This is a genomic window from Sinorhizobium sp. 6-70 (assembly GCF_030124375.1).
Taxonomy (GTDB): Bacteria; Pseudomonadota; Alphaproteobacteria; order Rhizobiales; family Rhizobiaceae; genus Sinorhizobium.
Genome location: NZ_JASKLS010000012.1, coordinates 174,962 through 196,716 on the forward strand (window position 1 = coordinate 174,962; position 21,755 = coordinate 196,716).

At 58.0% G+C, this 21,755-nt stretch carries 14 protein-coding genes and 3 pseudogenes; 11 read left to right on the top strand and 6 right to left on the bottom strand.

All coding sequences use genetic code 11. The annotated features are described in order from the left end of the window. Positions 1-4: 4 nt before the first annotated feature. Genes QN222_RS22370 through QN222_RS22380 form a run of 3 tightly spaced genes read left to right on the top strand, consistent with a single transcriptional unit; the run spans position 5 to position 7,426 of the window. Positions 5-2,770, top strand: a complete 2,766-nt coding sequence (locus QN222_RS22370) for a DEAD/DEAH box helicase (RefSeq protein WP_283962029.1) — start codon at positions 5-7, stop codon at positions 2,768-2,770. A 4-nt stretch (positions 2,771-2,774) separates the two neighbouring features. Next, entirely contained in the window at positions 2,775-6,665 is a 3,891-nt protein-coding gene (locus QN222_RS22375; protein ID WP_283962028.1) for an N-6 DNA methylase, read from the top strand. Further along, positions 6,665-7,426, top strand: coding sequence for an HNH endonuclease (locus QN222_RS22380; RefSeq protein WP_283962027.1), 762 nt, complete (start codon positions 6,665-6,667; stop codon positions 7,424-7,426). Before QN222_RS22375 ends, QN222_RS22380 begins: the two co-directional genes overlap by 1 nt. Positions 7,427-7,879: 453 nt before the next feature. Here the strand turns inward: QN222_RS22380 and mcrC are convergent, their stop codons facing one another. Then, positions 7,880-8,992, bottom strand: a complete 1,113-nt coding sequence (gene mcrC / locus QN222_RS22385) for a 5-methylcytosine-specific restriction endonuclease system specificity protein McrC (RefSeq protein WP_283962026.1) — start codon at positions 8,990-8,992, stop codon at positions 7,880-7,882. Continuing rightward, positions 8,992-11,256: an AAA family ATPase gene (locus tag QN222_RS22390; RefSeq protein WP_283962025.1), complete on the bottom strand. Its 2,265-nt coding sequence runs from the start codon at positions 11,254-11,256 to the stop codon at positions 8,992-8,994. The genes mcrC and QN222_RS22390 overlap by 1 nt, the downstream gene beginning before the upstream one ends. A gap of 618 nt (positions 11,257-11,874) precedes the next feature. On the opposite strand from QN222_RS22390, the gene dgt reads away from it, so the two are divergent. Further along, positions 11,875-13,323, top strand: coding sequence for a dGTP triphosphohydrolase (gene dgt / locus QN222_RS22395; protein WP_283962024.1), 1,449 nt, complete (start codon positions 11,875-11,877; stop codon positions 13,321-13,323). A gap of 207 nt (positions 13,324-13,530) precedes the next feature. Here dgt and QN222_RS22400 read toward each other — a convergent pair whose 3' ends face one another. Together QN222_RS22400 and QN222_RS22405 are read right to left on the bottom strand one after the other, a co-directional pair. Beyond that, complete coding sequence (locus QN222_RS22400) at positions 13,531-14,571, bottom strand: reverse transcriptase domain-containing protein (protein WP_283962023.1); 1,041 nt, start codon at positions 14,569-14,571, stop codon at positions 13,531-13,533. A gap of 563 nt (positions 14,572-15,134) precedes the next feature. After that, positions 15,135-15,995 carry a hypothetical protein gene (locus tag QN222_RS22405; RefSeq protein WP_283962022.1) on the bottom strand — a complete coding sequence of 287 codons (861 nt, stop codon included), beginning with the start codon at positions 15,993-15,995 and terminating at the stop codon, positions 15,135-15,137. A 275-nt stretch (positions 15,996-16,270) separates the two neighbouring features. On the opposite strand from QN222_RS22405, the pseudogene QN222_RS22410 reads away from it, so the two are divergent. The 7 genes and pseudogenes from QN222_RS22410 to QN222_RS22440 form a co-directional block, all read left to right on the top strand. After that, positions 16,271-16,418, top strand: a pseudogene (locus tag QN222_RS22410) (transposase); the annotation flags it as partial. 66 nt (positions 16,419-16,484) lie between these two features. Beyond that, positions 16,485-16,669 (top strand): annotated as a pseudogene (locus QN222_RS22415) (transposase); the annotation flags it as partial. Then, positions 16,603-17,427: an IS3 family transposase gene (locus QN222_RS22420; protein ID WP_283962021.1), complete on the top strand. Its 825-nt coding sequence runs from the start codon at positions 16,603-16,605 to the stop codon at positions 17,425-17,427. The pseudogene QN222_RS22415 and the gene QN222_RS22420, both read left to right, overlap by 67 nt. Beyond that, entirely contained in the window at positions 17,349-17,600 is a 252-nt protein-coding gene (locus QN222_RS22425) for a transposase (RefSeq protein WP_283962020.1), read from the top strand. Before QN222_RS22420 ends, QN222_RS22425 begins: the two co-directional genes overlap by 79 nt. 42 nt (positions 17,601-17,642) lie before the next feature. Continuing rightward, positions 17,643-18,029: a transposase gene (locus tag QN222_RS22430; protein ID WP_283962019.1), complete on the top strand. Its 387-nt coding sequence runs from the start codon at positions 17,643-17,645 to the stop codon at positions 18,027-18,029. Continuing rightward, positions 18,026-18,379 (top strand): IS66 family insertion sequence element accessory protein TnpB, encoded by a 354-nt coding sequence (tnpB, locus tag QN222_RS22435; RefSeq protein WP_283962018.1) that lies wholly within the window; start codon positions 18,026-18,028, stop codon positions 18,377-18,379. Before QN222_RS22430 ends, tnpB begins: the two co-directional genes overlap by 4 nt. Positions 18,380-18,447: 68 nt before the next feature. Further along, positions 18,448-19,982 (top strand): annotated as a pseudogene (locus QN222_RS22440) (IS66 family transposase). Positions 19,983-20,058: 76 nt separating this feature from the next. Here QN222_RS22440 and QN222_RS22445 read toward each other — a convergent pair. Both QN222_RS22445 and QN222_RS22450 read right to left on the bottom strand, forming a co-directional pair. Next, a complete protein-coding gene (locus QN222_RS22445; RefSeq protein ID WP_283962017.1) occupies positions 20,059-20,448 on the bottom strand; it encodes a hypothetical protein in 390 nt (129 codons plus the stop codon). A gap of 338 nt (positions 20,449-20,786) precedes the next feature. Further along, complete coding sequence (locus tag QN222_RS22450; protein WP_283962016.1) at positions 20,787-21,248, bottom strand: hypothetical protein; 462 nt, start codon at positions 21,246-21,248, stop codon at positions 20,787-20,789. Positions 21,249-21,755 lie beyond the last annotated feature (507 nt).

A 21,755-nucleotide genomic window follows, 5' to 3' on the forward strand; every position in this document is an offset into this window, starting at 1 on the left:
GCACATGACCGTCAGTTTTGCCCCGGGAGACCTCGTCCGTGCCCGCGGCCGCGAATGGGTTGCCCTGCCCGCGCCGCGCGAAGGCACCCTGGCGCTGCGCCCCCTTTCGGGTGGCGAAAGTGATGCGGTGATCCTGGATCCGCAGTTGGAAATCATGCCGGTCGAGCCCGCGCGCTTTGACCTGCCGGAAGACGCGCGCCACACCGTCCAGGCCAAGGCCGCGCTATTGGCGGATGCTCTTCGCCTCACTCTGCGCCGCGGCGCGGGGCCGTTCCGATCGGCCGCCCAACTGGCGTTCGAACCGCGCGTCTATCAGCTTGTGCCCCTGCTCATGGCGCTTCGCCTGCAGGTGCCGCGCCTCTTGATCGCCGACGACGTCGGGATCGGGAAAACGATCGAGGCAGGTCTGATCCTGCGCGAATTGATGGACCGTGGTGAGATTGATGCGTTCTCGGTCCTTTGCCCGCCGCATCTGGTCGAGCAGTGGGTGATCGAGCTCAAATCCCGCTTTGGCATCGACGCCGTGGCGGTCACCTCGGGGAGTGCCGCCCGTCTGGAACGCGGCCTACCGCTCTCGCAGACCCTGTTCGATGCCTATCCCTACACAGTGGTCAGCCTCGACTACATCAAGGCCGAAAAACGCCGGGAAGGTTTCGCTAGAGCCTGCCCGGATTTTGTGATCGTGGACGAGGCCCATGCCTGCGTCGGCACCGGCGCGGGTAAGCAGCAGCGCTTCGAGCTTCTGTCAGGCCTAGCAAAAGATCTTGACCGCCGGATGATCCTTTTGACGGCGACCCCACATTCGGGGGATGAAGAGGCTTTCGGCCGGCTGCTCTCTCTGATCGACCCGTCGTTCGTCTCGATGAATTTCGACGATGCGCGATACCGCGAACGGTTGGCTCGGCATTTTGTCCAGCGCCGGCGCATCGACCTCGTATCAGGGGAATGGCACGAGGAACGCGCATTCCCCAAACACGAAACAACCGAATTTTCCTATCGGCTCTCCCAGGCTCATCTCGGCTTTCAAGAATCTGTGCTCGACTATTGCCTCGGCGTGGTTTCCCGCGCTGGTGAAGGCGCGCGCGAGCGTAGACTCGCCTTCTGGGGCACGCTGGCCCTGATGCGCTGCGTCGGCTCTTCACCAGCGGCGGCGCTCAGCGCGCTGCGCAACCGCATGGCCAGCGAGACCGACCGGCTGGAGCCGCAGATCTACGATGACGATGGCGATGACGAGGATGCCGTCGATCTGGAGCCGGGAGCGAGCTTCGCCGCCGACCCGGCGCTTCTCGTGCTCGTCGATCATGCTAGGACCCTGATCTCGCAACCCGATCCCAAACTGGACGCGCTGATCGACGCCCTGAGACCACTGCTGAAACAGGGCGCCAATCCGGTTGTCTTCTGCCGGTATCTTGCGACAGCCGACTATGTACGCGATGGCCTGCGCCGCGCCTTCCCGAAGCTGACGATCGAGGCGGTCACCGGCGTCCTGACGCCAGACGAGCGCCGTGACCGTGTAGCTGATATGGCCAGCGGCGACGGCGAAGAGGGCAATCAGCGGCTGCTTGTGGCGACCGACTGCTTGTCCGAGGGCATCAATCTCCAGCAGATCTTCGACACGGTCATTCATTACGACCTGTGCTGGAACCCGACCCGTCACCAGCAGCGCGAAGGCCGGGTGGACCGCTTCGGGCAGCCAGCGGAACTTGTGCGCTCGATCATGATGTTCTCGCCAGATAGCGCCATCGACGGCGCGGTGCTCGAGGTGATCCTGCGCAAGGCTGAGGAAATCCGTAAAGTCACCGGCGTCACCGTGCCGCTGCCCGATGAGCGCGGACCGGTCACCGATGCGTTGATGGCCTCGATGATGCTGCGACGGGGCGGGACGAAGCAGCTGGCGCTCGATCTTCGCCTCGACGATGGGACGAAGGCGATGGAGGCCCGCTGGCGTGATGCCTCGGAGAACGAGAAGAAATCCCGCGCCCGCTTTGCTCAGAATGCGATGAAGCCGCAGGAGGTCGCGCCCGAATGGGAAAAAGTGCGTAACTTCCTCGGTTCACCCGAGGACGCGCGCGCCTTTGTCCAGGCAGCGATGGCCCGCTTTGGCGTGCCGCTGGAAGGGAAGAAATCGCTGCTTCTCGCCCATGTCCATGGCTTGGATGCGGGCTTGCGCGAGCGCCTCGAACAGCACGATCTGAAGGGGTCGGTGCGGTTGGCTTTAGCCGAACCGGCGCCATCGGGCGCTACGCTTCTGACCCGGACCCATCCGCTGACCGCAACGCTGGCCGAATGCCTGGTTGAAGCTTCCCTCGATCCCGAGACGCTCGCTGCGCTTGGCATCGGCCGCGTCGGCGCTTGGCCTACGGATGCGGTGCAAAAGCTCACCCGGCTCGCACTCCTCCGCATTCGATTCAAGCTCACTGTCCACGCCCGCCGGGAACGCCTGCTGCTGGCTGAGGAAGCTGCCCTTGTCGCACTTCAGGGCGACAGGATCTTCGCGGTCGGGGAGGATGCGCGCAATCTCCTCAACGCCCCCGCCACCTCGGATCTTGCGCAGTCGGCACGTGAACGTTTCATCGGCAAGGCACGTGAGGATCTGCCCGCGCTCCTTCACGGCTCCTTGGCCAACTTCGTTCGGCAGCGGGCCGAGGAACTGGTGCACGATCATGCCCGCCTGCGCGCGGCCGCAGGTTCCGCCTCGCGTGTGACCGTCGAACCCGTCCTGCCGCCCGATGTGATCGGCCTTTTCGTCCTGATGCCGAGCGAGATCTAAGCCCATGGCCCGCAAACCCGTCATCGACATGTCAGCCTGGCCCTCACTCAGCCTCGAAGGCAATCTGATCGCACCGGCAATGGTCGCACAGATCGCCGCGCCGAAGGACGACGAAGAAACCCAACAGTCCTATCGCATCCGCAAGGGACTGACGATCCGCGAGGAAATTTCCACCTCCTTCCGCGTCGGCCAATCGCATTTCGACACGTTTCGTCGGATGCAGAATCCTTCTGCCGAAGCCACCCGCCGCTTCATGCGCGATTTTCTGTGCGAAACACTGGGTTTCGACGATCTCGCCCCTGCGGACGGTATCCTCTCCTTCGTCGCCGGTGGCCGCGTGCCAGTCGGCATCGTTCCACCCGATGAGGAAAAGCTCGACCGGCGCAGCCCGACGCTTTCGACCGATCGCTCACGTTCGCCTGCCTTTGCACTTCAGGACTACCTGAACGACAACGACGACTGCCTCTGGGGGCTTGTCACCAACGGCACGATGATCCGGCTGATGCGCGACAACGCCTCGCTGACCCGCCCAGCCTATATCGAGGCGGATCTGGCGCAGATCTTCACCAATGAGGATGCCGCCTCCTTCGCCGTCGTCTGGCTACTGTTCCATCGCACCCGCTTTGGTGCCGCGGGAACGCCGGCCACCGATTGCGCATTGGAACGCTGGCGCGATTCCGGCGCGCGCGAGGGCGAGGTCGCCCGCGACCGCCTGGCCAGACAGGTCAAGGACGCCCTCGAGCTCCTCGGCTCGGGTTTCCTCGAAGCCAACCCCGACCTCGGTGCCCGCCTGAAATCGGGCGAGGTCAACCTGACCGAATGGTTCAACGAACTCCTTCGCCTCGTGTACCGCCTGATCTTCCTGATGGTGGCCGAGGATCGTAACCTTCTGCACCCCACGAGCGCTCGCGCCGACGCGCGAAAACTCTATGCCGACGGCTATTCGCTGATGGCGCTGCGCGCGCAGTGCTTCCGCGCCTCAACATGGGATCGTTACCACGACCGTTACGAGGGCATAAAGATTGTCTTCCGCGCCCTTGCTGCAGGGCAGGATGCGCTGGCTCTGCCCGCCCTTGGCGGGCTGTTCGCCACCGACAGGTTGCCTCACCTGGAAACTGCGACCTTGCGTAACCGCGCCTTTATGGAGGCGCTTTATCGCCTGTCCTGGTTGTCAGACGGGAACGGCATGGTGCCGGTCAACTGGCGTGCGATGGAGACCGAGGAACTGGGCTCGGTCTACGAATCCCTGCTCGAACTCCAGCCCCAGCTGGGCGATGACGGTAAGACGCTGGTCTTTGCCTCGGAGGCCGGCGAGCAGAAGGGCAACCAGCGCAAGACCACCGGGTCCTACTACACGCCCGACAGCCTCGTTCAGGCGCTCCTCGACACCGCGCTTGACCCCGTTCTCGACAAGACTGAGGCCGAAGCGGACGATCCTGCTAAGGCGCTCCTGAAACTCTCGGTCATCGACCCGGCCTGCGGCTCGGGCCATTTCCTTTTGGCCGCCGCCCGCCGCATCGCCACCCGACTGGCCCGCATCCGGGCGGAGGGCACGCCCTCGCTCGCCGATTTCCGCCATGCGCTGCGCGATGTCGCCCGGTGCTGCATCCACGGGGTGGACCGCAACCCGATGGCAGTGGAGCTGACCAAGGTTGCGCTTTGGATCGAGACGGTGGATCCGGGTCTTCCACTCGGCTTCTTCGACGCGCAGATACGTTGCGGCGACGCGCTGCTCGGGGTGCTTGACCTCAAGGTGCTGCAGGAAGGCATTCCTGACGCCGCCTACAAGCCGCTGACCGGCGACGACAAGGATACGGCGCGCTACTATCTGCAGGCCAACCGCGCCGCGACCGTTGGTCAGGGCGGTTTCGACTTCGGCGCCGGTCATGCCGCCATGCCGGCCATGAAGCCGCTCGCGCTGGATTTTTCAGGTTTCCGCGACCTGCCCGAGGATACGGTGGAGCAAATCGGAGCCAAGGCTGCACGTTTCAAGGAACTGCGCAAAGGGCAGACCTTTGCCCGCGCCAAGGCAGCAGCGGACCTGTATGTCGCGGCCTTCCTGCTGCCCAAGGCAGGCGGGGCCCCGGCTGGGGCGTCTGGCCGCACCGTGCCGACCACCGAGGAGCTATGGATGGCCCTCAATCAAGGCAAGATGCGCGCTGCGATGGCGGAAGCACCCAAGACCGCCCGCCACGCCCGCGCCTTTCACTGGCCGCTGGAATTTCCTGATGTCATGCAGCGCGGCGGGTTCGACGTGGTGTTGGGCAACCCGCCGTGGGAAAGGATCAAGCTGCAGGAACAGGAGTTCTTTGCCGCCCGCAGCCCTGAGATCGCGAACGCCCCGAACAAAGCCTCGCGCGACAAATTGATCAAGGCGCTGGAAAAAGCACCGGTGGGCAGCGCAGAGCGCGCCTTGCATGACGCTTTCATCGCGGCGAAGCGAGAGGCAGAAGCGACGGGTGAATTTGTCCGTTTAGTCGACGAGCATGGCGGGCGTTTTGGGCTAACCGGACGGGGTGACGTAAATACTTATGCGCTATTCGCCGAGTTATTCACCAACCTTGCACGGCAGCGCGCCGGGGTGATCGTACCGACGGGCATTGCCACCGACGCCACCACCGCTCCCTTCTTTGCCCATCTGGTGGAAAGGCGACGGCTGTCGCGGCTGGTGGATTTTGAGAACCGCGCGGGCCTGTTTTCCGCTGTGGATAGCCGCATGAAGTTCGCTCTGCTGACCATTGGAAGCGACGAACTGGAGGCAAATTTTGCCTTCTTCCTAACGAATACCGGGCAAATGGCTGAGTCAGAACGCAACTTTACCCTCAGCCTCAAAGAGATTGCTGCAATTAACCCGAACACGCATACTGCTCCGATTTTCCGCTCCCGGTGGGATGCTGAACTGACGGCCAAGATTTATCGCGACGCTTCCGTGCTAATCGACGAGAGCAAAGGCCCGGCGGGCAACCCCTGGGGTGCTTACTACCTCAGGTTAATACACTTCGGCGATCACAGTTCTGAGCTCTATGACCGTACACGGGCCAAAAATGAAGGGTTTGAGCAGGAAGGCCAAAATTGGAGAAACGGCGATGCAGTTCTACTGCCCGTTTGGGAAAGCAAGCTTACTAACGCCTACTGCCTTCACTATGCGACTTTCATGGACGGCGACAAAACAGAGGAGCTATCGGACCGCGAAGATCCGGGTAAGCAGGTGCACCGATATTGGGTGAGAAAGTCTTTTTTTGAATCACTGATGCAGAAATACCCTGAACAGCCAAACTGGCTGCTGGGTTATCGAGACGTCGCAAGAGCAACAGACGAAAGATCCGTAATTTCGCTCGCTTTACCCTTTGAACCTGCTTCAATTAAACATCCGACACTCGGGTGGAACGTGCGTGAGCCTGGTTATGCATTATTAGCAAATTTGAATTCAATCCCTCTCGACTTTGTTGCGCGCCAGAAGATCAGCGGCATTTCCCTTAGCTTTTTCATCCTCAAACAGCTTCCACTGTTGCCTCCGTCGTTCTACATCCCCGGCCGCCTAACTTTTGTAGCGTCGCGGGTTCTGGAACTCACCTACACCTCGCACAGCCTAGCCTCGTTCGCCCGCGATTTAGGCTATGGAGGCCCACCCTTCGTCTGGGACGACAACCGCCGAGCCTATCTGCGCGCCGATCTCGACGCGTTCTATGCCCGCGCTTACCGCCTTACCCGCGACGAACTGCGCTATGTCCTCGACCCCGCCGACGTGAAAGGCCCCGACTACCCCTCGGAAACCTTCCGTGTGCTCAAGGAAAAGGAAATGCGTCAATACGGCGAATACCGCACCCGCCGCCTTGTCCTCGCAGCCTGGGACCGCATGGAGGCAGGTTGTGAGTTCAAGGCGATGGGGATGTGATGATCGAGAAGCCACAGAGCTTCGTCGTCCGCGAGGAATGCGAAAAGGCTGCCTGGCAGCACGGTTTCCGCCGGGTGCTGGGCGAGCGTGACGGCTGGGCTGGTTTTGGCTCGACCACAGCGCAAGGGACGATCTGGCTGGCGGCGGTCGGGAAACAGGGACCGTGGTTCCTTGCGCTCGATCACGCGGGCGTCGAGGCCGAGCTTGGCCTTGCCCCCGCCGACATTCCCGGGCCAGGCATCGCGCGCCATGCCTTCGACAAGCTCGGCGCGCTCTACACCGTGCTGCCGCGCCTCTACCAACTGGCTGCCAGCCTGCCCGACGCGCCGCTTCATGCGTTCCAGACAAAGGTAGCCGGGATGCCCCGGACGACTGAGGCCGAGCGGCTGGTCGTCCAGCGTATCGGGCAGGATATTTTCCGCGCCGGCCTCATGGACTATTGGCAGGGAAGTTGCCCGCTGACTGGCATTACCGATCCGGCGCTGCTGCGCGCTTCGCATATCGTGCCCTGGGCGGAATGCGGCAGCGATGCCGAACGGCTGGACGTTCACAACGGTCTGTTGCTTTCCGCACTCTGGGATGCTGCTTTTGATCGGGGCCTCGTGACGTTCAACGACGAAGGCGAGCCGCAATTCTCGCAAACCTTGAGCGATGTAGCCCGGGCTGAGCTTCGCTGGCACAAGCCGCTTCCGCTGACCGAAAGGCACCGCGCGCATCTAGCTCGGCACAGGGCGCAGTTCTTCGACAGGTGCGCGACATGAAACCCGGTTCGATCAACAGCCGTATGTAGCGGACCTACACTCTAATCAATCTTCGCGCTCCAGAAGCTCGTATGATTCCGCCGCAAAACAGCTCTCCGCGGCTCGGAACGCACCCGACAACTCGACCGTGTCGTCACCGCTCAGCGCCGCCAAAGTCTGGAGCTCAAGCCCCTCGCGCCTCGGAGGCATGGTCCCGCTGTGGTTCCCCGAACGGGCCCCCGATCTCGGTGGTGCCGTTCAGCACGGCCGCCCGCGCGGCATTCAGCTTGGCCGAGAAAAGTTTCGGGTCGGCAATCATGCCTTATGTTGGATCCAGGCGCCGATCGGGGCTGCGAACCCGACCTGATCTTTGAGCACTATCGCAGGCGGGAGGAGAATGGAATTTATTGCAGTAGGCTCCTCTACAGAGGTTTGATGTTATGAGAACCGTGAGTTCTCGCTCAGGCACAACGTTCATGTTCCCATCGGTATCAGTTGCTTGAGGCGGTTTAGGACGGCTGATGTCGGCTGCAAAAGGTCGACGGTCACAAACCTGATTTCATGCCCCTGAATCCTGACGCTCTCATCGAGATCGCCGCCGACAACCGGGTGCAGAAACATGCCTGCGGCGCTCAAAGACAACGGATCGTCGGCCCGCTCCTGGCTGCGCAGATAGGTGTAGAGCTGGTAGATGTAGCCGCTCTTGAGGACGGCTTCCCTGTGCTGGGATTGCCCGAACACCGATGTAAATTTGGTATCGATGACAAGCCGCCGGCCGAGCGCCTTGTTTTCAAGAATGATGTCCGACACCATGCCGGGGAAGAGCCCCTCTGCGCGCGCCGTCAGATACTCAATCTGCCAGGGGAGCGACTTTCCCTGATGGACAGACCAGCCGCGGGTAGCGAGCTCAGCTTTATAGAAGTTCCCGATCGCCTTCTCGAACAGCCGCCGTACGAGAACCTCGTCCTTGTCCACCCGGGACATGGCATGGCCACCTGCATCTTCCGTCGGCAGCACCAGCTCATACACAAGCTTGGCCAGCGTCACCATCAGCAGATCGTCGGCATCATGCCGCCCGAGGCGGTCAGCACTGAGCGCGGCCCGCGAAGGCTTGAGACCGCCGACACCTTGTCGCCCCAGATCGCCCGCAAGGCGCGCGCATTCATGACCGAGCAGCGGGTCATCTACCCGGCGCGAGAGCGCATCAAGCGCTGCTCGCACCAGGCGGTTGCGCGGCGTATCGAAGGTGAACTCCTCAAATCGGCAGGCGATCATGCCCTTGCCAAGGAGGTCATTAGAGAAGGTCCTCAGAACGTCAATGCGTCCGCGCACACGGGTGAGCGCAGCCTCCCGCTGCTGGTAGCCGCGGCTGAGATTCCGCCGCAGGCGCCGGTCAACTGCATAGCAAAGTAGCCGGGCGATCAGCGACGGAAAATCGGGAGACTCCTCCACCTCTGCGGCGTACTGCCCGTGAAACCGCGCAAGGTTTGAGGCAAACAGAAACAGCAGCCAGATATTGCGCACCGGGATGCGGCCAATGAGGCGGCTTTCCGGCAGCGCGGATGGTTCGGCAACCGCGCCCTGCATCAAAGGCCTTCAAGCAGTTTTTGCCGCGTGGCGGCCACCTTCTCGGGCGCATCGAACCAGTATTCTTCAAGAAGGGGTACGATCTCGCTACGCACGACGTCAACAAACCACTGCCGCGCATCACCGGCCAGCGCCGCAGCCGGTGTGACGTAGCTGTGGCCGATCCGGTATTGTTGCCCAAGCCCGCGATCCTGCCCGATCTCTTCGTTCAGGGCATTCATGCGCTGCTCGATCAGCGACACCACATCAGGGGCAAGGCTGCATTTGCCGGTACACCATTCCCGCCATAGCCCGTTCAGCTGCGGCTCAAGGCTGATAAATGCGAAGCGGCGGCGCAGCGCCAGGTCGACAAGGGCGAGCGACCTGTCGGCGATATTCATCGTCCCGATCACATAGAGATTGCGCGGCACGTAAACCCGCTCGCCCGGCGCCCGGCGATAGGCAAGCTCCATCGCCTCCTCGCGATTGCGCTTTGTATCTTCAAGCAGGGTCAACACCTCGCCGAAAATCTGCGCAGGGTTGCCGCGGTTGATCTCCTCAATCACGAGCACGAAAGGTCTATCGGGCTCAGCTTTCGCGGCCTCCACGATCTCAAGGAACACGCCGTCGATCAGGGCGAGCTGGCCATCGCCCGAAGGACGCCAGCCGCGGATGAAATCCTCATAGGACAGTGACGGGTGAAACTGCATGACGCGCAAACGGTCCCGCGTGACTTTGGGGTCTTTCGATCCCAGAAGCGCATAGGCAAGCCGTTTGGCGAGCCAGGTCTTGCCCGTGCCGGGCGGCCCTTGCAGCACAAGATTGCGCTTACTTTCGACACGGGCCAGAATCCGGTCGATCTCCTCCCTTGTCAGGAAGCAGCCGTCACTGATGATGTTATCAACGGTGTAGGACGGCGATGCAGCCTCTTCCTCTGTCTCCAGAGCGTCATCCTCGAACAGGTCGTCAAGGCTGTGCGTCTCCTGCGCGGGGCTGTATTTCTTTGCGAAGTAGGGCTGCTTGATCCAGAAATCATAGTCCTGCCGGGCACCCGCGAAGGCAAAGGCGATCAGCCTGCGCGCCATTTCATCGTTGGGATCGGCTTCAACCAGCGTCACGCGGTAGGTGTAGAAATACCAGTCTCGCGGGGGATCGAGCACCTCCCAATCGACCTTCACCGTCTTTCCATCGCCCAAGTTCTCGGTGATCGTCCCGATGGCCTTGATGCGCATGCAGGAGACGGGCTGGCCGCGATTGTCGAACGGCAGGTTATGCTTGCGCACGAAGGACGCTTTGATGGCGATCTTGTCGCCTGGCTTCATACGCTGGATTTCTTCGGTGAACTTGTTGTGAAAGCCGTTCTGCCAGATGCCTTCGCCATAAAAGCGCGCCGTCTGGTCATCGGTTCCGCCCCAGGAAGCCCCTACAAACCAGAATTGCCGCTCGGGATCGGAGAACAACTCGTGCCCGCCAAAGGTATCGGGGGCCGCCTCGTCCTCGCTCTCTTGGCCGGTCGTGTTGAACTGCTTGCGGACATCCTTGAAGACGTCCAGCGCCTGCGCATTGGTTAGCGTTGTAACCTGACCTTCCGCGGTGAGGGCCCAGATGCCCCGTTTGCTGCCATCGATTAGTCCGGCTCTGGAGAGATAGTACCGCGCCCAACCGACCTTGTTCTCGAACTTTGACTGCCCGCCCTTGGTGGCGCCTGTTATGTCTTCGTCCGGCACATCGAGAATGTCCTTGATCCATGCAAAGACCTGCTCAGGTGAGGCTTTCCCCCCAAGCGATTGCAGAGCCGAAAGCACGGGCCCAAAATAGCGCACAAAACGCGGGCCGCCAGGATCATCCTCATCAGCATCAGTCTCGATGCCGAGGTCGTCAGGCGCTGTCTTCGCCCATTCAAACACGGCCTGCTGCTGCTCTCGCAGGAAGGTCTCGGGATTGTTGACCGGGATGCCGAGCTTCCTGACGGCGGTCGTGAATCCGGCAAGGGACTCTCCCTCCAGCTTCCCCGTGTCGAGATTGCTCTTGTTTACGACTATGGCCGAGATGAGCGGCCAGCCGCGGTCATGGGAAATCTGCACGAGCTGGTCGAGCTGCAAGGGCAGCGGACGCCGGGCGAACCTCCATTCCACATTGCTGGCAGCCGCTACATCACCATAGGTGACAAACCGCCCCTGCCGCGCACCATCGAGAATTGCTTTGTAGCTTTTATTGATATTCAGGCTCATTGATTCCCCCCGTAGCGGCCAATAGTGCTGATTCCTCCCTGCGAGCGCAAGCAAAGGCTTGCTTCGTTTCCATAAGTCTCGGAAGAAGAGCCCTGCTCGTCTGAGACGTCCGTCACCTCACCAACGCAGGGGGCGGCGGCGGAAACAGCGAAGTACGAACCCGCCTGCTTTGGTGGTGGGTTCCCGAACCCTCCTTAGAACCGATGGCCGATTTTCGCGCTCGCACGTCGTGGCGGCGTAACACCACGATTGCGACCTGTTGCCCTTGCATAAGCCCGATCCCTGACGTACGTTTTAGACAAGGTGGAAACTGCGTCGGGCGTCGGGTCGACAAGTGTTGCGACGGAACTCAACACACGTGACTGCGTTTTCTCAGACGAGCAGTATTAACCTGTATGCAATGGACATCCCATAGCATATGCAATGTGCGCAACCGCGCGCACGCGCTCACGCATTCGAGAGGGAGAGCGTCTATGGCAAGTTCACCGGCCATGAAATCCAGTAGCAGGGAGTCCGCAGCGAAGACGGATAAAGACCCGGTCTATCGTGCAGCCGTGAGCGAATTGAAGACGTTACGTACTGCCATTGAACAGTCTACGGGCAAGTGGAGCTTGACGAAGGAAAGGGCTGCGAATACGGTCAATTACAAGGTGAAATGACCGTGGATACTGCATGTCTGAATTATATTCTGCTGGTGACTACAAGCGCCCAATAGATCAGCCCAATCCAGAAGAGTATAGAGACGAGGCGCGAAGAGACTATGCGCGCCTCCTTCATAGTGCAAGTTTCAGACGCCTTCAGGGAAAGACTCAAGTTTTCCCTGGTCACGAAAGCGATTTTTTTCGGAATCGCCTGACGCATTCGCTGGAAGTAGCGCAGATCGCAAAATCGATTGCGATTAAACTTAATAGCACGTCTGAACACTTTCAAAAAACTGCCATCAACCTCGATATCGTTGAGTTCGCCGGCTTGGCGCACGATTTGGGGCATCCTCCATTTGGTCACAATGGAGAGGAGGCCTTGGATGAGTGTATGCGTGATTTTGGTGGGTTCGAAGGCAACGCCCAAACCCTTCGGATTCTCTCCACACTGGAAAAGAAGCAGACTTCCAGCGATGACTCTTCGCTATTTGACTCCGACGGAAACGACTTAAGGAGAGGACTGAACCTAACTTACCGTACTCTCGCGTCGGTACTAAAGTACGACAGAATTATCCCTGTCGGAAGTAAAGAACGTCCTGAGGACAAAGAACATAGTCCCATGAAAGGATACTATAAGTCAGACCAAGATTTGGTTCGTGATATAAAGCTTCACGTTCTGGGCACTTCAGATCACGCGGACTTTAAAACCGTCGAATGCTCGATCATGGATATCGCAGATGATATCGCATACTCAACATACGACTTGGAAGATATATTCAAGAGCGGGATACATGGACCCCTAGACCTTTTCAGTTTTCCTGAACAGGTTTATGAGTACGTCGTAGAGACAATAAACTCTAGAATAGAAAAGCAATATAAAGGAGAGGAGACGCGGGTTACCGTGTCTGACGTAAGAGATGTTCTTTACGAGGTTTTTAGAGATATATTCTCTATCGGAACAGATGAAGAGAAATTTCTCCGAAATAGATCCATAGACCCAGGCCGGAGAAAGATGTATTCACCGATGTCTGCCAAAAAATTATCGTCACTCTACGCGGGCAACGGATATCATCGAACTCGCTTCACCTCCAAACTTGTACAGCTATTTTTGGACGGCATTGAAGTTGTTCCTGACCCCGATTTTCCACAACTTCACCAAGCAAAACTTAATATAAAGACATTTGTGTTTGTCGAAGTTCTTAAGAATATTACCTTCGAATCCGTCATTAGATCTCCTATGTTACAAGTCGTAGAATACCGCGGGAAGGATGTGATTGCAAAAATATTCGATGTCATTAGCTCGACCAATGGTGACCGCCTGATGCCTCCGGACTTTAGGGAAATTTACCGGCAGAGCGACAACCTTGGGAAAATGCGAACGATATGTGATTTTATTGCCGGTATGACTGATCGCTACGCGGTCGAGTTCTATAGCCGCCTTTTTGGCGCTAATGGGATGACGATGCATAAGCCACTTTGATAGGTGCCATGGCGAGCTCATAAGTTAGCGTCTGAGAGTGAGGAGTCGCAGGAAACCTACTTCCGTGAAACGGTTGCGCTTCATTCCCTGGTCCTCTCAAGGGCCAGAGCTTACTTCAAAATGGATTATTCAACGGGGCAAGGTTACGTGCCTGCTGTCGGTCGATTTTGTCTTGCGGCAGCCTGCGATCGGCGGTTCGTGAAATTTCTACAAACCAGCCTCAGCCATGTACTTTCTTAGAGCTGCATCAGCGCGGATTGACTGATGACTTTTGGAAGTAACGTGCATCCAAAACGCAATCTTGCCTAGCAATCTTTCCAAATATATCGGATCAAAGTTATCCGTGGCCGCCATATGCGCGAGCAACCCTCTAGTGATCACGTGATGAACATCTCTCCGAAGCGATCGAACAAAGTGCCGCGTCGGCATGAGCCTGCCAGATGAAATGGAGATGCCAGCGATGATTTTTCGATCCTTCAGGCCGAATGTGCGGCTTTTGAGCGGGTGAATATTTAGTTCAGATTGGGCAAGAATGTGCGCAATCTTACCTCTTAGATCCGAGGGGATACCATCGCCGGAAATTGCCAGATCATCGGCGTATCGAGTGTAAGTTAGGCCGCACGACGCGCATAATTCCTCAATCTGAGCATCAAACTCCGCAGCCACCAGATTGCTGATCGCAGGGCTGGTAGGCGCCCCCTGCGGCAGACTGCCATTTTTTGTGCATATCCGTGTCAGTGCAGCCGCTACTTGGCTGGGATAGCCGAAATTCTTAAAAACACGCTGCACTTTCGTCGACTTGATCGATGGGAAGAAATTTACAATGTCGATCTTTAGGAGTTCTTTGCATCCCAAATGCTGTTGAGCATTAGTAACAATTGACCGCGACTTAACGAACGCATGCGCAGCTTTATGAACGCTACCTCGCTCCAGTATATTATCGAGAATCCACTGCTGGAGAGTCATTAGTATCGGTCTCGGGACGCTGATCTCTCGATGCCCACCTGTACGCTTCGGTATCTGAAAAGTTCTATAAAACAGATGCGGCGCATGACATATTTTCGCAAGCATCACTCCTTCGATCCCAAGCAACTCCGACAGGTGCGAAAACTCAAAAATTGGCGGAAGATTGTTGGCGGTCACAGCCTCAATATGGGCAAGATAGCCTCTGACCAAATCTCGACCACGGGCACCTTTGACGTTCTCTTGAAAAAAGAAAAGCCAGTCTTCGATTCTATATTCAGTCATAAGCGGCGATAATTAGGTGGAGCGCAACGATACCAAAGTGAATATTATTATATTCTTATTTACTGCTTTATGCAGTAAACATAGATCCGTAGGATCTATGCTTCTTGCGCGAAGTGCGTGAAGAAAATCTAACGCGCGCCTCAGCTTACAGGGGCGAATCAACCCCCGATAACTATCGCTGCGCCCCATTTGACTCTCTATGCAATTAATCCTTTTCCCGCAAGAGGTTTGTGAAATAGTCTCGATCTACTAGACCAAGGTCTGGAAGGTAGGGTTCGTGGGAATCAAGCCGACGGCTAAAATGCCAATCGCTAGGCTGCGCCCACTCTCGCTTAGATGTAAAAAAAATCCGCTTCCGGTTCGTAAGTACCCAAAGCCGCCCTTCGCTCGTAAGCGAGACCAACCTTCCTTCACGGTGAAGTATCCTCCGCTCTTGGAAGTTGGAGCTGCTCTGAAATAGGGCCGCAGGGCTGAGGCGGTACTTGACATGAAGGTCATACAGATCGACACCACCAGGTGACTGAAAAGCCGTCTTTAGGATGATTTTGTCAGTTGAAGACATATTAAACTCTCGGCGTCAAAGGACGCCTCCGAGAGCCATTGGCGAGCCGCTTCCACCAAAATATCGGAAAGTTATTGTTTGGTGGATTTCCATTCTCGAAAAAATAGGCCGACTGCGATTTTTTGTAACCAAGGGAATATTTTTCCAACCTCATGTATCCATCTTCTTTAAGAAGGCGCTCTTCTAGGGATAACATGAGACGTTCATGAAGCTCCGCCGTTTCGGGAGGATAGAAATCTCTGATCGATTTCTTCATCCAGATTGTTGAGAAAAAGTCCTCTGCAAGAGAGAGATCTTTTTCTTTCGATGCTTCCATCGCCGCTACCGTCGCAACAAACAATTTGGCGCTTTTCCCTTGCTCGTCGAGTTTTCCAGATAGCCATTTAAGCGCCCTTTTGAGGCTTTGCCCGGTACCCACGAACTCATCGACTATGACGATTTTGCCGCCATCTGGAACGGCAGTGACTGCTTCACCCAAAGCTTTGAAGAACTGGTTTGTTTCCCAATCCGCCATGTCGCCTAAGATTGGCTTGAGAAACCATGCGATGGCTGCGGAACTGTCGGCGTGTCGAGATTTATCCATAGCGACAATGACACTGTCCTGTGGACCACATTTCCACTCATTCGTTATTCGCTCTGCGATCTGCTGTAGGCATTGCCGAAGTTGTTCGCTGTCCACGTAAGTGTACCGTTCAACAATATCGAAAACTAAACTTCGTTCTTCATCCCGCGAGCAAAACATCAGCAATTCATTGAAACGATCATTCTTCGAAGCTATCCACGTGTGGTTTTCCATGAGGCGAAGCGAACGGTCGAAGGTGGCCTCATCCAGAGTCATAGGAAGTCGTTCAAATTTGGTCACTGCTATTCACCCGCGCTTGTTTTAGACCAGTTCAACAGCACAGCAGCGAATGGGAGACAAGACCAGCGCTCCAAAATTACTAAGCTCATGTTGCCTCTTCCAGGTGATTTCTGATCAACAGCTGGCTGCGGCCACGCAGCGCTTTGCGGGTTGACCGGGAGGCGATCGACGGAGGTATTACCCCCGCGAGGCGACTTGTGCCGACCTATCACAAGATCCCCCACGTCCGAAACCTCCCGTCATCTCCTGCACGCGAGCTCGATCCGCCACATCGCCACATAGCGCCTGGCAAACCGATCCAGAACGCCTTCATCAAAAGCTTCAATGGGCGGCTGCGAGACGAGTTTTTTGAATGAGACCCTCTTCTCGTCCCTGGCTCATGCTCGATCGGCGCTTTCAAGCTGGCGCAGCGACTACAACGATCATGACCTTGCCCCGTTGAAATAATCCATTTTGAAGTAAGCTCTGGCCCATTGAGAGGACCAGGGAATGAAGCGCAACCGTTTCACGGACGAACAGATTATCGGCATTCTGAAGGAGCACGAGGCGGGCACGCCGGTGTCGGAGCTTTGCCGCAACACGGTGTCAGCGACGCCAGCATCTACAAGTGGAAGGCCAAGTTCGGCGGCATGGACGTATCCGAGACCAAGCGGCTGAAGGCGCTGGAGGACGAGAACACAAAGCTGAAACGGCTCCTGGCAGACGCCATGCTCGACAATGCCGCTTTGAAAGACCTTTTGGGAAAGAAGTGGTGACGCCCGCAGCAAGGCGGAACGCTGTCGCGCATCTGATGGATCGCCACCAGATGAGCGAACGGCGGGCGTGTAAAGCCATCGGCTTTTGCCGGATGACGATCCGTTATGAAACCAGGCGCAGCGATGACCATGACCTTCGCGAGCGGATGAAGGCGCTGGCGCATGAACGCCGCCGCTTTGGATATCGACGCCTTCATGTGCTGCTCAGGCGTGAGGGTCACCGTGTGAACCACAAGCGGCTCTTCCGGCTCTATCGGGAAGAGAAGCTGACAGTGCGCAAGCGCGGCGGCCGCAAGCGAGCGATAGGCACGCGAGCGCCGATGCTGATCCCGATGGCAGCCAATGATCGTTGGTCGCTGGACTTCGTATCGGATCAGCTCACCGATGGACGCAGGTTCCGGGTTCTGACGGTCGTCGACGATTGCACCAGGGAATGCCTGGCACTTGTCGCCGATACATCGCTTTCCGGTCTGAGGGTTGCCCGTGAGCTGGATCGGATCATCGAGGAGCGCGGCAAACCGAAGATGATCGTCAGCGACAATGGCAGCGAGTTCACCAGCAACGCGATCCTGCAATGGACGGACCGGACAAAGGTGGAATGGCACTATATCGCGCCGGGCAAACCGATCCAAAACGCCTTCATCGAAAGCTCCACCGTCTGCGAGACGAGTTCTTGAATGAGACTCTCTTCTCGTCACTGACCCGTGCCCGATCAGCGCTTTTAAACTGGCGAAGCGATTACAACGATAACCGACCACACTCTGGCCTCGGCTGGCTGACACCTGCCGAGTTCGCTCAGACCATCAGCCGTAACCGGTGTTTAGCCCCCACGTTGCCCTGTCTGGCGTGATCTGTGATCGGCTTTCCATGGAAGAACGAAGGGAGTTTCTCCATGGAGACTACGTTGGAGGTTCTCACAACCGCCAAGGCTGCGGGTGAACGTCATCGGCAATGGCCGGAGGAGGTCAAGGCGCGGATCGTATCGGAGAGTTTGCGGCCGGGCGTGACGGTGAACGAGGTGGCGGAGCGTTATGGGCTGAAGCCGAACCACCTGTCGTCATGGCGCACGATGGCGCGGCAGGGCAAGCTGGTTTTGCCTGCGCCCGAGGATGCGGTGGAATTCGCGGCGATGGTTGTCGAGACGTGTGATGCCGTGCCGCCGATTAGAGAAGTCAGCCGTCCGGAGATCATCGTTGGTCCTGTCACCATCCGTCTGGAGGAAGGCGCATCGGCAGCCCGGATCGCTGCGGTTGCGCGTGCGTTGGCGGCCTCGGCATGATCGTTCCGTCGAACCGCGTGCGGATCATGGTGGCGACCAAGCCTGTGGACTTCCGCAAGGGCCATGACGGGTTGGCAGCGCTGGTGAAGAACGAGCTGCGCAAGGACCCGTTCACTGGAACGGTCTTTGTGTTCCGGTCGCGCAAGGCAGATCGCTTGAAGCTGATCTACTGGGATGGCAGCGGCATGGTAATGGCCTACAAGCGGCTGGAAGTGCACACGTTCACCTGGCCCGGCATCAAGGATGGCTTGATGACGTTGAGCCATGCCCAGTTCGAAGCCCTGTTTGCCGGCCTGGACTGGCGTCGCGTCCGCGCTGTCGTGACGAGAGCGCCGGAGGCCATCGAGTAGCTGCGGCACGATGACTCGGGTGGCAAATTGCAGAGGCAAGCCGAGGCCGAATTTGGTAGACGCGGCGCATGCTGAACGCCGTCGACTTGCCAGATGACATTGCCGCCCTGAAGGCGATGCTGATCGCAGCGCAAGCGCGTGAAGTTCGCAAGGACGAGCGGATCGAACGACTGGAAAGACTGGTTGCCGCCTTCAAGCAAGCAGCCTTCGGGCGCAAATCCGAGAAGACCGATCCCGATCAATTCGATCTGGCGCTGGAGGATTTGGAAACGGCCATTGCGGCCGTTCAGGCTGAGGAAGAGGCCGATGCTCCTCCGGGCAAACGATCCTCCAAGCCACGCACGACCAATCGCGGCTCACTTCCCAGCCATCTTGCCCGTATCGAAGAGGTCATCGAGCCGGAAAACCTGATCTGCGCCTGCGGCGGTTGCCTGCATTGTATCGGCGAGGATGTGTCCGAGCGGCTGGATGATCCCGGCACAGTTCCGCGTCATCGTCACCCGTCGTCCCAAGTATGCCTGCCGCGCCTGCACGGACGGTGTCGTCCAAGCTCCGGCCCCGGCCCGTTTGATCCAGGCAGGTCTACCGACGGAGGCCACGGTCGCGCATGTCCTGGTCTCCAAATACGCCGATCATCTTCCCTGTATCGGCGGGCGCAGATCATGAGCCGCCACGGCATTGATCTCGACCGCTCCACGCTTGCCGATTGGGTCGGCCGGGCAGCCTTCGAACTCCGTCCCGTCTTCGACGCCCTGATCACCGACCTGAAGCGCTCGACCAAGCTCTTCATGGACGAGACCCGTGCTCCCGTGCTCGATCCCGGCTCCCGCAAAACCAAGACCGGTTACTTCTGGGCACTGGCGCGTGACGACCGGGCTTGGGGTGGCGGTGCACCGCCGGGCGTTGCCTTCACCTACGCCCCTGGTCGCGGAGGACAGCATGCCGAACAGATATTGCAGGGCTTCACCGGCGTTCTGCAGGTGGATGGCTACGCCGGGTACAATCGGCTGATCGCACCGGATCGCGTCGGGCCAAACATTCAACTGGCCTATTGCTGGGCTCACGCGCGTCGCAAGCTGGTGGAGATTACCGCACGGGAGTCGCGCCGATTGCCGAGGAAGGCGTGAAGCGGATTGGCGAACTTTACCAAATCGAGGCCGACTTGCGCGGGCTTGATCCGGAAACCCGCCTGGCTGCGCGGCGGGAGCGATCAAAGCCGCTTGTCGCCGACATGGAAACTTGGCTCACCTATCACCGTGCCCGCGCCGCTGCCAAATCGTCCTTGGGTGAAGCCCTGAAATACATCGTCAAGTACTGGCATGGCCTGTGTCTCTTCCTGACCGACGGCCGCATCGAAATCGACAACAACAGCGTCGAAAGAACCATCCGGCCGATTGCACTGAACCGGAAGAACGCACTCTTTGCGGGACATGACGCCGGAGCCGAAAACTGGGCGGCCGTCGCCTCGCTCATCGAAACCTGCAAGCTCAATGCCGTCGATCCGCAGGCCTATCTGACCAGCACGCTCACAAGCATCGTCAATGGCCACAAACAGAGTCGGATTGACGAGCTGCTCCCCTGGAATTACCCCACCAAAGTGTAAGGAGGGCACCACCTACGACATGTCGCAGTCCATGTTGAACTTTGCTGGCTCCGATCAAGAGAAGGATAGCCCGGAGTCAAACGGCTTTCGTCCGATAGGCATGAATTGATTCTGCCAAGGCTTTCTCCTTGGCTTTCGCGGTCGTGAATCGACCAAACATCAGACTGGCTGCAATACCGTACCATCCAAAGAACCATGGAGCGGCAAGCAACAGCACCACAAGAGCCGGGATTCCTAAGAAACCTAAGACTATTGCGCCAAAGTGGCCGAGGCTCTCGAGCAGTAGAATAATCGGAAGAACAATAGGCAGTGGGGCAATGACCCACCAGAAACCCAGTACGATTCCGATCGGAAGCATCGCTAGCAGCGGCACCTGCATCGCCAGACCAAGTGCCCAAAGCTCGCTGCGATGACGATAGTACGTGATCCGGTGCCAAAATTTACTCATCTCATCGAAACCCAACATCGCGCTGTGCGTGCATCGCGATTCCACGCTGCTTTATCTTGCAGCGAAGAGCAATATCGCGGGCGCTTGGGCGTGCGGACGGAATTGCGCTGTCAAGGTGTGATCGGAACGCCGCTTACCATCAGCCCGCGACGTGATGCGGTGCTGCGCAGCCGAAATGGCTCCGCACCGCAACCCGCCGCTACCTCCGCAACTGCAGCAACCCAAATCCGCTGGAGCGAACTCAAAACTGGACAAAACTTGGGGGCAAGGTCAGGGCAAGGTCGCGATTTTACCTGCCTGAGGCACAAAGAGCACGAACGGGCCACTTGGCGGCCACGCTTGGTAGGCGAAGCTCTTCACCACTGGCGGAGAAAATCCCAGCTCATCATAAGGTGCGTTACACCTACAATGATGAACACAACGCAACTTGAACTCCAAAGCCAATTTAGGCGCAGTCTCGACAACCACGGGTATTTGCGTTCATTGTCTTGCTGTCCCAGCTCCCTCATCAGGGAAAGATCCCGTGTTGATAGCTCGTGTTCTAACGCTTGTCTGTACCTGCGAGCTATTGCGACATGGAGTCGATTGCGTTCATAGTGCTTCAGAGACAAGAGAACTCCAAAGATTCCCACCCCGATAAGGACTCCCGCAAGCGCTGTTTGATCTACAATAGGCTTACCATCCTTAAACAAAAGCGATATCAGCACGGAGCCTGCAATAAACGTTAAGTTTGTTGCTTTAGCTCTCAATTCTTCATGCTGTCTCGCTTGGGCAGCCTGCTCTTCGTACATCGAAAGCAATAGATCTTTCTTGTCCACGTCTTTTTTCCTCATGTAAGCAGGTCAGCAACTTACTTCCTATTTTTAGAACATAACGATGGGATAGTTGAGGATTGGGCGCTCACCGGAGCGGGAGTGCATCCACCGTAGCACGGCAGGACAGAAGCCATCGAAGACGTGAAAGGACGTGAAAGCGCCTGCCGTCGACCAACGCATCCGAGACGAAGTCCGCTCCAGCGCTTATTCTGTTCCCCTGTGTCACTGCCCGTCGGCGGTCGCTTACGGCCGCCCTTGCGCACGGCCGTAAGGCTTTTCCAAGTGGTCTCGACGTATTCCAGCTTCAGTACGATGTGTGCAGGCAAAGCGATCCTCGTGGCTGGCAAATTCTGGTAGCCTTTGCACCGCCGGCAGCATCATCGCCGCGCGTCGACCGATACCGAAAAGGCGCGGATTGGTTCCGATGCCCACCAGACACAAGCGCGGCACTGCAATAGACTTTCTCCTCCATCGCCCCAGTTCACGGCAGCGTTGACAAGTCGAGTATCG

Bases quoted from the DNA above. Each gene is read 5' to 3' on its own strand.
- QN222_RS22370 (WP_283962029.1), top strand. From the start codon at position 5: ATGACCGTCAGTTTTGCCCCGGGAGACCTCGTCCGTGCCCGCGGCCGC.
- QN222_RS22375 (WP_283962028.1), top strand. From the start codon at position 2,775: ATGGCCCGCAAACCCGTCATCGACATGTCAGCCTGGCCCTCACTCAGC.
- QN222_RS22380 (WP_283962027.1), top strand. From the start codon at position 6,665: ATGATCGAGAAGCCACAGAGCTTCGTCGTCCGCGAGGAATGCGAAAAG.
- mcrC (WP_283962026.1), bottom strand. From the start codon at position 8,992: ATGCAGGGCGCGGTTGCCGAACCATCCGCGCTGCCGGAAAGCCGCCTC.
- dgt (WP_283962024.1), top strand. From the start codon at position 11,875: ATGTCTGAATTATATTCTGCTGGTGACTACAAGCGCCCAATAGATCAG.
- QN222_RS22400 (WP_283962023.1), bottom strand. From the start codon at position 14,571: ATGACTGAATATAGAATCGAAGACTGGCTTTTCTTTTTTCAAGAGAAC.
- QN222_RS22425 (WP_283962020.1), top strand. From the start codon at position 17,349: ATGGCACTATATCGCGCCGGGCAAACCGATCCAAAACGCCTTCATCGA.
- QN222_RS22430 (WP_283962019.1), top strand. From the start codon at position 17,643: ATGGAGACTACGTTGGAGGTTCTCACAACCGCCAAGGCTGCGGGTGAA.
- tnpB (WP_283962018.1), top strand. From the start codon at position 18,026: ATGATCGTTCCGTCGAACCGCGTGCGGATCATGGTGGCGACCAAGCCT.
- QN222_RS22445 (WP_283962017.1), bottom strand. From the start codon at position 20,448: ATGTTGGGTTTCGATGAGATGAGTAAATTTTGGCACCGGATCACGTAC.